This is a genomic window from Variovorax paradoxus (genome assembly GCF_029919115.1).
In the GTDB taxonomy this organism is placed as follows: domain Bacteria; phylum Pseudomonadota; class Gammaproteobacteria; order Burkholderiales; family Burkholderiaceae_C; genus Variovorax; species Variovorax paradoxus_O.
Genome location: NZ_CP123990.1, coordinates 1551053 through 1561690, shown reverse-complemented (window position 1 = coordinate 1561690; position 10638 = coordinate 1551053). Strand labels below are relative to the sequence as shown.

General features: G+C 65.4%; 9 protein-coding genes. 3 read left to right on the top strand and 6 right to left on the bottom strand.

The genetic code is table 11. From position 1 onward, the window contains the following. Positions 1-26: 26 nt before the first annotated feature. From QHG62_RS07705 to QHG62_RS07680, 6 genes are all read right to left on the bottom strand, one after another. Entirely contained in the window at positions 27-779 is a 753-nt protein-coding gene (locus QHG62_RS07705; protein ID WP_281150321.1) for a mechanosensitive ion channel family protein, read from the bottom strand. A 59-nt stretch (positions 780-838) separates the two neighbouring features. Further along, positions 839-4165 carry a maltose alpha-D-glucosyltransferase gene (treS, locus tag QHG62_RS07700; RefSeq protein ID WP_281150319.1) on the bottom strand — a complete coding sequence of 1109 codons (3327 nt, stop codon included), beginning with the start codon at positions 4163-4165 and terminating at the stop codon, positions 839-841. Positions 4166-4177: 12 nt separating this feature from the next. Then, positions 4178-6229, bottom strand: a complete 2052-nt coding sequence (locus QHG62_RS07695) for an alpha-1,4-glucan--maltose-1-phosphate maltosyltransferase (RefSeq protein WP_281150317.1) — start codon at positions 6227-6229, stop codon at positions 4178-4180. Next, on the bottom strand, positions 6226-8124 hold the full coding sequence (gene glgB / locus QHG62_RS07690) for a 1,4-alpha-glucan branching protein GlgB (protein WP_281150316.1): 1899 nt from the start codon (positions 8122-8124) through the stop codon (positions 6226-6228). The genes QHG62_RS07695 and glgB overlap by 4 nt, the downstream gene beginning before the upstream one ends. Before the next feature lie 193 nt (positions 8125-8317). Further along, complete coding sequence (locus QHG62_RS07685; RefSeq protein WP_281150314.1) at positions 8318-8641, bottom strand: hypothetical protein; 324 nt, start codon at positions 8639-8641, stop codon at positions 8318-8320. 117 nt (positions 8642-8758) lie between these two features. Next, a complete protein-coding gene (locus QHG62_RS07680) occupies positions 8759-9112 on the bottom strand; it encodes a hypothetical protein (protein ID WP_281150313.1) in 354 nt (117 codons plus the stop codon). Between the two features lie 262 nt (positions 9113-9374). Between QHG62_RS07680 and QHG62_RS07675 the strand changes: the two genes are divergently transcribed. The 3 genes from QHG62_RS07675 to QHG62_RS07665 are packed head-to-tail and all read left to right on the top strand — an operon-like array spanning position 9375 to position 10626. Beyond that, a complete protein-coding gene (locus QHG62_RS07675; RefSeq protein WP_281150311.1) occupies positions 9375-9812 on the top strand; it encodes an Hsp20/alpha crystallin family protein in 438 nt (145 codons plus the stop codon). A 24-nt stretch (positions 9813-9836) separates the two neighbouring features. Next, positions 9837-10241, top strand: a complete 405-nt coding sequence (locus QHG62_RS07670) for an Hsp20/alpha crystallin family protein (protein ID WP_281150309.1) — start codon at positions 9837-9839, stop codon at positions 10239-10241. Positions 10242-10278: 37 nt separating this feature from the next. Further along, complete coding sequence (locus QHG62_RS07665; RefSeq protein WP_281150307.1) at positions 10279-10626, top strand: hypothetical protein; 348 nt, start codon at positions 10279-10281, stop codon at positions 10624-10626. Positions 10627-10638: the final 12 nt, after the last annotated feature.

The following is a 10638-nucleotide window of genomic DNA, read 5'->3' as shown; positions in this document are numbered from 1 at the left end:
AAAGGAGAACCAAGGAGAACGCGCGTTCAGCGCGGCGGCCGCTCCCCGGGCGAGCTGCCCTTGCTGGGCTCTACCACGATGGTCGGCGTGGTGGTAGTAACGCTCTTGTCCTTCGGCGCGCGCGGCCACCAGCGCTCGATCTGCGCCGCAGCCCAGTCCTTGCCCGCAAGCCCGAAAGCCAGGGCCAGCGCAAACACCACGCCCGCAAGCACCACCAGGAAGCTCTCGCGCACGATGTCGCCGCCCACCTTGATCTGGTCCAGCGCAATCAGGATGACGAAGGCCATCACCGCATAGCGCGCAATCTGCCCCAGCAGCACGGCGTCGCGCATCTGCGCACCGCGAAAGTAGCTCGACACCGCCTCTCCCACGAAGCGGGCGAAATACGATCCGAAGGCCAGCACCAGCAAGGCGACGAACAGGTTGGGCACAAACCACACCACGCGCCCGAGCAGGTCTGCGATGTAGCTCAGCCCCAGGCCGTTGAAGGCCACCAGCAGTGCCGCAAGAATGACGAGCCAGTAGGCCAGCACGCCGAAGAGGCTGCTGGTGTCGCCGCCCCACCCGCCCTGGCGCAAGAAGTTGTCCAACCCGGCGCGCTCCGTCAGCACGTTGAAATTGATGGCGCGCAATGCCTTGGTAACGGCAAAGCGCACCGTCTTGGCGATAAGCCAGCCGGCGAGCACCACGACGAGTGCAATGGCCAGGCGAGGCACGAAGGCCCCAACCTGGTAGAGCATTGCGTTCAGCGGCTCCAGGTGAATGCCAAATCGGTCCATGAGTCTCTCCGGTGCGTGAAATGCGGTTGCGGACAAAAGCGGCGAATGCGGTGCAAGCATCAACCGGGCCGCTCTGCCTGCAAGAGCGCAAGCACGCCGTTCAGCGGCACCTGGGCCCAGTCGGCGCGGTTGTTGAGCTCGTAGCGCAGCTCGTACAGCGCCTTTTCCAGTTCGAACAGCGCGAGCAGCTCGGTGTCGATCTGCGCGTTGCCCTCGCCTGCCGCCTGCGAGTAGCCGTCCATGAAGGCCTGGCGCGTGGCCTGCTCCCATGCGGCAGCGGGCGGTGCCAGGTAGGCGGCCTCTTCCACGCTTTGGGCCACGCGCCGTAAAGCCGACCAGCGCGCATAGTTGAAGGAGCGCAGCATGCCCGCCACGTCGCGCAGCGGCGAGCCCTTGGCGCGGCGCTCGTCGAAGCTGCGGGCCGGCTCGCCTTCGAAGTCGATGATGACGAAATCGTTGTCGCGCACCAGCACCTGGCCCAGGTGAAAGTCCCCGTGGTAGCGGCTCTTGATGCCGCCCTGCGCTTGCGGCTTGCGTGCGGCAATCGATGCCTGCAGTGCATCTTCCATGGTGAGCAGCGCCTGGCCGTCGATCTGTGCCGGCCCGGGCAACTGGCCGATCCGCTCGCGCAGCAGCGAAAGCGTCGTGGCAACGTCGGCCCGGGCCTGCGCCGTGTAGCGGGCAATGTCTTCGGCCAGCAGCGGCTCGGGCTCGAAGGCCGCGGCGCCCGTGCGCATTGCCAGCGCCTTGTGCAGCTCGGCGGTACGCCGCCCCAGCGTGGCCATGAGCGCGAGAAAGCCGCCATGCGCAGCCAGCGGGTCGGGCAGCGCGCCGTTGGTGGTCGCAAAGTCGCGCAGGAACCGCTCCAGGTAGCCGAGCGTGTGGTCCCACCCGTCGCCCTGGTTCGACACATACGACTGCACCATGGCCAGGGTCATGGTGCGGCCGTCGTTGGCGGTGTATTCGAGCGCGCCCAGCACCGGAACGCAATGCGGGTAGTGCGCCACCTCGGTCAGGAAGCGGCCCATTTCCAGTTCGGGGTTCAGCCCTTCGCGCAGATGCCGGTAGCCCTTGAGAAACAGGGTCTCGTTCACCGTGACCACGGTGTTGCTGCTTACGCCGCTCGGCCGCCCGACAGGCAGGCTGTCGATGTCGGCCTTGATGGCGGCAAACGCCTCCGTGGCGCGGAACCGCAGCCGCCCGTGCGCGGTTTCCAGTTCCATGCCGCTTCGGATGGCCTTCAGCAGCGCACGGCAAAAGGCTTCGTCGTAGAAGGCGTCGCCCATCAGGCCTACTTGCGCCTGCTGCCGCACCTTGGCGACCGCAGCCTGCGCCACACCGGCCATGCGCTCTTCATCGCGCTCTTCCCAGGCCAGTGCCAGGGGCATGAAATAGGTGGCGCCGCCGCCCGGGCCGTCGAGTTCGAGCAGGGGCAGCATCCAGCTCTGCGGGCCGGCCTCCCACACGGCGTGGTCCGCCAGGCGCGCGCGCTCGATGGTCGTGCCCTTCGATGCATACCAGCGCTGGATTTCGATGTGCCGCGGCAGCACCTCTTGCTCGAACTGCGCGCGCATGCGCTCGGACATGCCGATGCGCCACGGCATCACGCGGTCGCGGAAGAAGCTGGTCCAGCCGTCGAACAGCACCAGCGTGGGCCACTCCTGCAGCGCCACGCCTTCCTGGTGCCAGCTGGGCATCTCGGCATCGGACGTGAGCCTGAACCAGTAGAACCCGTACGACGACAGCGTGAGCAGGTACGGCAGCTCGCCAATGGGCGGAAACGGCGCTCGGCCCAGCATCTCGATGGGCACCCTGCCCTTGAACGCCGAAAGGTCGAGCTCGACCGGCTGCGCGGCCCGCGAGAGGTTGAACACCGTCAGGATGATGTCGTCGCCGTACTCGCTCAGGTAGGCCAGGATCTTGCGGTTGCCCGGCTTCAGAAAGCGCCGCTTCCCGCGGCCGAAGGCGTGGCTGGTCTTGCGCACGGCCAGCATGCGCTTGGTCCAGTTGAGCAATGAGCTGCTGTCGCGCGCCTGCGCCTCCACGTTGAGCGCCTCATAGCCGAACATCGGGTCCATGATGGGCTGCAAGTACAGGCGCTGCGGGTCGGCGCGCGAGAAGCCCGCGTTGCGGTCCGGGCTCCACTGCATGGGCGTACGCACGCCGTTGCGGTCGCCCACGAACACGTTGTCGCCCATGCCGATCTCGTCGCCGTAGTAGATGATGGGCGAGCCCGGCATCGACAGCAGCATGCCGTTCATGAGCTTCACGCGGTCGATGTCGTTTTCCATCAGCGGCGCAAGGCGGCGCCGAATGCCCAGGTTGATGCGCGCGCGCAGGTCGGCGGCGTACATGGTGTACATGTAGTCGCGCTCCTTGCTGGTCACCATTTCGAGCGTGAGCTCGTCATGGTTGCGCAGGAAGATTGCCCACTGGCAGCCCTCCGGAATGTCCGGCGTCTGCTGCATGATCTCGACGATGGGGTGCCGGTCTTCCTGCGCAATGGCCATGTACATGCGCGGCATCAAGGGAAAGTGGTACGCCATGTGGCATTCGTCGCCGTCGCCGAAATATTCGCGCACGTCTTCGGGCCACATGTTCGCTTCTGCCAGCAGAAAGCGGTTCTTGTACTGCGCGTCGATGGCGGCGCGCAGCTTCTTGATTACCGCATGCGTCTCGGGCAGGTTCTCGTTGCTGGTGCCGTCGCGCTCCACCAGGTAGGGAATGGCGTCGAGGCGGAACCCGTCCACCCCCATGTCGAGCCAGAAGCGCATCACCTTGAAGATGGCCTCCAGCACCGCCGGGTTGTCGAAGTTCAGGTCGGGCTGGTGGCTGAAGAAGCGGTGCCAGTAGTACGCCTTGGCCACTGGGTCCCACGCCCAGTTCGATGTTTCGGTGTCCGTGAAGATGATGCGCGTGCCCTGGTAGATCTGGTCGGTGTCGCTCCACACGTAGAAGTCGCGCTCGGGCGAGCCGGCGGGCGCACGGCGCGCGGCCTGAAACCAGGGGTGGTCGCTCGAGGTGTGGTTGATGACCAGTTCTGTGATCACGCGCAGCCCGCGCTCGTGCGCCGCGTCGAGCATTTCGCGAAAGTCGTCGAGCGTGCCGTACTGCGGGTTCACGTCTTCGTAGGCCGAAATGTCGTAGCCGTCGTCGCGCAGCGGCGACGGATAGAACGGCATCAGCCAGATGGTGTTGACGCCCAGCTCCTTCACGTAGTCGAGCTTGGCCGTCACGCCCTTGAAGTCGCCGATGCCGTCGTTGTTGGAGTCGAAAAACGCCTTGACGTTGAGCTGGTAGATCACCGCGTCCCGGTACCAAAGCGGATCGTCGCTGATGTCGATCTCGACCGTTTCAAGCGCAATGTGGGAGACAGGTGCGTTCATGGTGGCGCGGCCTCACAGAAAGTAGTCGAAGTCGCGCTCGTCGCCATGGCGCCGCCGAACGACGAAGATGTGCGCGGGCACGCTGTGCGGATCGAGCCGTATGTAATGCCATCCGCCCTGCCACGTAAACCGCTGCCCGCTCAGCAGGTCATGCATCTGGAAAGCGCGCGAACTGTCGATGCCCGCGGTTTGCGAATCGAACTGCAGCCAGCCCGACTGCACGTTGTGCGGATCGAGGTTCACCACCGTCACGATCATGTTGTCGCCGCCCTCGGACACCTTGGCATAGGCCAGCAGCTGGTCGTTGTCGATCTGCAGGAACCGCAGGCTGCGGTCCCACTGCAGCGCCGGATTCTCGCGGCGGATGCGGTTCACGCGGGCGATGAAGGGCGCCAGGCTGGTGGGGTCGTCGTGGTTCCAGTGCCGCAGCTGGTACTTTTCCGAATCGAGGTATTCCTCGCTGCCGGGCGAACGCGGCAGGTGCTCGCGCAGTTCGAAAGCCGGCCCGTAGATGCCGTAGTTGGCCGACAGCGTGGCGGCCAGCACCAGCCGCGCCATGTACACCGATGGCTCCCCGCCCTGCAGCTGCTCGTGCAGGATGTCTGGCGTGTTCGGCCACACGTTGGGCCTGAAGTAGTCGACGCCCGGCGCGGTCGAAAGCTCGGTGAAATATTCGGTGAGCTCCTGCTTGGTGTTGCGCCAGGTGAAGTAGGTGTACGACTGCGAAAAGCCCAGCTTTGCCAGCCGGTGCATCACCTTGGGCCGCGTGAAAGCCTCGGCAAGGAAGATCACCTCGGGATGCTCGCGCCGTATCTCCCCGATGGCCCATTCCCAGAACGGAAAGGCCTTGGTGTGCGGGTTGTCCACCCGGAAGATGCGCACGCCCTCGCCGATCCAATGCTCGATCACGCTGCGCAGCTCCAGCCACAGGCCGCGCCAGTCTTCGCTCTCGAAGTTGAAGGGATAGATGTCCTGGTACTTCTTGGGCGGGTTCTCCGCGTATTGCACGCTGCCGTCGGGCCGCCACCGGAACCAGTCGGGGTGCGCCTTCACGTAGGGGTGGTCGGGCGCGCACTGGAACGCAATGTCCAGCGCAATCTCCAGCCCGTGCGCGGTGGCCTGCGCATACAGGTGCCGAAAATCCTCCGCCGTGCCAAGGGCCGGAAGAATCGACTTGTGCCCGCCTTCGGCCGCGCCAATGGCCCAGGGGCTGCCCACATCGTCGGGGCCGCTGGCCAGCGCGTTGTTGGGGCCCTTGCGCTGCACGCGGCCGATGGGGTGTATCGGCGGAAAGTAGAGCACGTCGAATCCCATGGCTGCAATCGCAGGCAGGCGGGCCTCCACATCCTTGAAGGTGCCATGCACGCCGGGCGTGGTGCCGGCGGAGCGAGGGAACAGCTCGTACCAGGTGCTGAAGCGGGCACGCTCGCGCTCGGCCTCCAGCGGCAGCTCGACGGGGTAGCGCACCTCGTGCCGGCGGTCGGGGTGGCGGCGCGCAAGCATGGCCAGCTCTTCGTCCAGCGCCAGCGCCTTCAGGGTCGATACCTCGGTGGCCGGGTGGGCGGCCACGGCATCGAGCTCGGTGGCCCAGCGCGCAAGCGCCTGCCGGTCCGCGCCTTCGGCCCGCTCGGCGGCCGCGGCCACTTCGAGCGCGCCCACCTGCGATGCGATGCGCACGTCGTCGGCGTCCACACGCCGCGCCATTTCGCTGCGCCATGATTCGAACGGATCGACCCACGCAACCACGGTGTAGTAGTAGCGCCCGAGCGCAGGCGGCGAGAAGGTGGCCTCCCACACGTCGTTGACGAGCGGCTTCATCGGCACTTCGCGGAACTCGGTCTTGTCGTGCGGCCGCCAGCACAGCACCACGCGCAGCACGTCGTGGCCGTCGGTAAAGCAATGCGCCTTCACGTGGACCATTTCGCCGACGATGCATTTCACCGGAAAGCGGCCGTTGTCCACCGCGGGCAAGACGGCGTCGACCACCGCGCGCCGGTCCCCGTGGGGCACCTCGGGCATTCTCGAAGCTGCGGGCGTCTGCGGGGTTGCGAACAGTTTTTTCATGATGGGCGGTGTTCGAAAATCAGCGTGGAAAGCGGCGGCAACGTGATGCACACCGACTGCATGCGGCCATGCGAGCGCACGGGCGCAGATTCGACGCCGCCCAGGTTGCCCCAGCCCGAACCGCCAAACTCCACTGCGTCTGTATTGATGAGTTCGCGCCAGTACCCGCCTTGCGGCACGCCCAGCACATAGTTGGTGCGCGGCACCGGCGTCAGGTTGCTGACCACCAGCAGCGGCGGATGGCCGTCGCGCGCCTTTCGCACGAACGCGAAAACACTGCGTTCCGCATCGTCCGCCACCACCCATTCGAAGCCCGCGGGCGTGAAGTCCTGCTGGTAGAGCGCGGGCGCGCCGCGGTACACCCGGTTGAGCTGCGACACCAGCCACTGCAGGCCGGCATGCCCTTCGAGGTCGCACACCCACCATTCGAGCTCGCCGTCGTGCGTCCATTCGCGCCGCTGCCCGAACTCGCCGCCCATGAACAGCAGCTTCTTGCCCGGGTGCGCCCACATGAAGCCGAACAGCGCACGCAGGTTGGCAAACTGCTGCCAAGGGTCGCCGGGCATCTTGTTCAGCAGCGAGCCCTTGCCGTGCACCACCTCGTCGTGCGAAAGCGGCAGCACAAAGTTCTCGTGGAACGCATACACCAGCGAGAACGTCATCTTGTGATGGTGGTACTTGCGGTGGACGGGCTCTTCCTTCATGTAGGCGAGCACGTCGTGCATCCAGCCCATGTTCCACTTCTCGCCGAAGCCCAGGCCGTCCATGTCGGTAGGGCGCGAAACGCGCGGCCATGCGGTCGATTCCTCGGCCACGGTAATGGTGTCCGGGTGCTCGCGGTACACGGCGCGGTTCAGCGTCTGCAAGAAGTCGATCGCCTCGAGGTTCTCGCGGCCGCCGTGGCGGTTGGGAATCCACTCGCCGTGCTTGCGCGCGTAGTCGAGGTAGAGCATCGATGCCACCGCATCCACCCGCAGCCCGTCCAGGTGGTACCGGTCGAGCCAGAAAAGCCCGGACGAAACCAAAAAGCTGCGCACTTCTGCGCGGCCGTAGTTGAAGATGCTCGAGTTCCACTCCGGGTGAAAGCCCTGGCGCGGATCGGCATGCTCGTAGAGGTGCGTGCCGTCGAAGAACGCGAGTCCGTGCTCGTCGGTCGGAAAGTGCGAAGGCACCCAGTCCAGCAGCACACCGATGCCGTTCTGGTGCAGGTGATCGACCAGGTACATGAAGTCCTGCGGCGATCCGAAGCGCGCGGTGGGCGCAAAGTAGCCGGTGGTCTGGTACCCCCAAGAGCCGTAGAACGGGTGCTCCGTCACGGGCATGAGCTCCACGTGGGTGAAGCCCATGTGCTTCACATAGTCGGCAAGCTCATGGGCAATTTCGCGGTACCCCATGAAGTGCCCGTCGCGCCGCCGCCACGAGCCCAGGTGCACCTCGTACACCGACATGGGCGCGTCCAGCGCATTGCGCGCCGCGCGGGTGGCCATCCATTCGCCGTCGTTCCATTCATACGAAAGGTCGCAGATGCGCGAGGCCGTGGCGGGCGGGTGCTCGGCGCAAAAGGCAAAGGGATCGGCCTTGTCGACGACGTAGCCGCTAAAGCGCGAGCGAATGCGGTACTTGTACGTCTGGCCGAGCGCCGCGTGGGGCGCGTGGCCCAGCCAGATGCCCGTGCCGTCAGGCGAAGGGGTGAGCGGATCGGCATCGCCGGACCAATGGTTCCAGTCGCCGACCACGGAAACGGATTCCGCATTGGGCGCCCACACCGCAAAGCGGGCGCCGCCCTCTTTGGAGAGGTGGCAACCCATCAGGTCGTACAAGCGGGAATGCGTTCCTTCGCGGAACAGGTAGGCGTCTTGCGCCTCGGGCTCGGAAAGCTGCTGAGTCACTGGCACCGGTGTTCCTTGCTTGCATGAAGGCCAGCGACCGGGTGTCCAGAAGGAACACGCTCTCGTCAACCCAACGGCCTGAACTCACAATTTGCAAAGAATTCGGGCTTTTCGGGTACGGCTGAAACCTCCTTGCCGTGTCGGAGAGTTCCCCATAACGCGATTGGGGACGAATGGCCGCGCCGTGCGCGCGGCTATTTCAAGCGGCGAGCGAGGCTGGCGACCAGGACGCCTGAGCCCCCGCAGAACGGGGAAGGAAGCGCCGGGAAGAAAAGTCTTCCACCGTCAGGTCGATGGGCCGGTTGGGGTTGGCCCGAAAGCGCTTGAGTGCGGCGGCACCGATGGCGTCGAAGTGCGTTCTGCATGTTTCGAGCAACCGGTCGCCAAGGTTCCGGGTACCGAACACGTCGTGCAGGGTGTCTTCCGAAATCTGCGCGATGATCCGCGCGCCATCGGGACCGTCCGGGTAGATTGCAAAACGGACGCTCGCCGTATCAAAGCAGTAGATGCCTTCGAAGTCCATGTCTGTCTCCTGTTTTCGCTGGGTCACTCGTGTATTGCTGGATTGGCGAATCGGATTCAGCGCGGAAGCGCGCATGCGCCGGGATGGACTTCCGCGCATGTTCAGGAAGGAGGCGGCCTACAAGGTTTGCGACGGCCGCGAGTCGTGATTGCGTGACAGTAAACCTTGCTGCAATCCGTGCCCGCTGCGCGCCCCGGCGAGCCAGTTCCTGAAGCCCATGTGGCGCGGTTTGCCGCCTTTCGGCGCTTCGCCCGGATAGCGGATTCGCGAGAGTTCTTCGCGGCCTTTTTCGGTAATGGCAAGCACCTGTGCGGCAGGCTCGGCGCCTGACAGCTTCAGCGGGTCGGCGGGTGCCGGAACAAAGGCAATCACGAGCCCGGCCTGGCGAAGAATTCTGACCTCGTCGATCTCCTTGGGCGTCCGGAAAGACATGGGAAGGCGGGATGCGGCAATCTGCTTGAGCAGGTCCATCGACATGACAAATCTCCTCTAGGTTTGGAATGACGACTGACGATTTCGACGAGGTTCGAATTAGGTGCGCCGCGCCGCGCTTCAAGAGGTTTGATGAATGGTCTTTTCAATCGCGGGCTGCAGATTCATAGCCTCGCCCCGCCGCTGCCGCACCTCTGAAAAAACCCCTTGAAAAAACTCCGGCTGCGCCTATTTCGCTGATCGGAAGCGCTGGAGAGAGGCCTCCGGCGCCCTGTTCAACTCTTGAATGGAGGTTTTCGCCATGTACCGATCCTTGTTTCCGCGCGACGTGTTCGCCGAGATGGATCGCCTGCAGCGCGAGATGCAGCAGGCCTTCGATCTGTCTCCCACCATCCGCGGCGTCGGCCGCAACGGCTTTCCTGCGCTGAACATCGGCGGCACGCCGCAGACCGTGGAGATCTATGCGTTTGCGCCGGGTGTCGATCCGTCCAGCCTGGAGGTCAACCTCGAGCGCGGCCTGCTCACCATTGCCGGCACGCGCGCCAACGCGCTGCCCCAGGGCGATGCCAAGGCGGCCGTGCACATCAACGAACGCTTCGAGGGCGCCTTCCGCAGGGTGCTGACCTTGCCCGACGATGCCGACCCGGATGCCGTGCAGGCCAAGTACCGCGACGGGGTACTGCACATCACCGTGCAGCGCCGCGCTTCGTCGCAGCCCCGGCGCATCACCGTTCAGTGACAGACAAAGAAAGGAGAGACGATCATGAACACCACCACATCGCCTCGCGTCGCCGAATCGAAGGAGCTCGCCCGCAAGGAGGGCGCCCGCTACAGCGACGCCGCCCTGACGCCGCCGGTCGACGTCATCGAGGACAGCGGCGGCATCACGCTCTTTGCCGACCTGCCCGGCGTCTCGCGCGAGAAGCTCGGCCTGCACGTGGCGTCCGACACGCTGACCATCGAGGCGGAGTCGGACCTGGCCGTTCCCGAAGGGCTGGAATCCAGCCACACGGAGGTAGGCCTGGCTCGCTTCCGCCGCGTGTTCACGCTCAGCAAGGAGCTGGACACGGCCGCCATCTCGGCGGAACTGAAGCAGGGTGTGCTGAAGCTGCGCATTCCAAAGGCGGAACACGCACAGCCGCGGCGCATCGAGATCCAGGCGGCGTGAGAGCAGCCCGCATGCACGCATGCTCCGGAGGTGAGAAATGAGCGGTGCCGAGTGCCTGGCGCGTTTGCGCGCCGACGCCGCAGCCCTGAGCCCGCGCGCGGCGCACATCGCGCTGGCGCTGCTGCCCGCCGTCGATCACCTGCCGGATGCATGGAAAGCGGGCCTGCACAAGACCCTGACCCACCGCGCAAGCGCAAGCACGCCGCTCTCCCCCATCGAATTCGATGCCATCCGCGTGACGGCGGCCGGCCTTCCGCACGCGTATCCGGAATGGGTGGTAACCGACCCCGAGCATCCCAAGGCGCGCGAGCTGATCGTCAACGCCTGGGAGACGGCGAAACGCTACCGCTCGGGGCCGGGGCAGAGCACGCCTACGCCGATGTGAGCATCCCCCTAC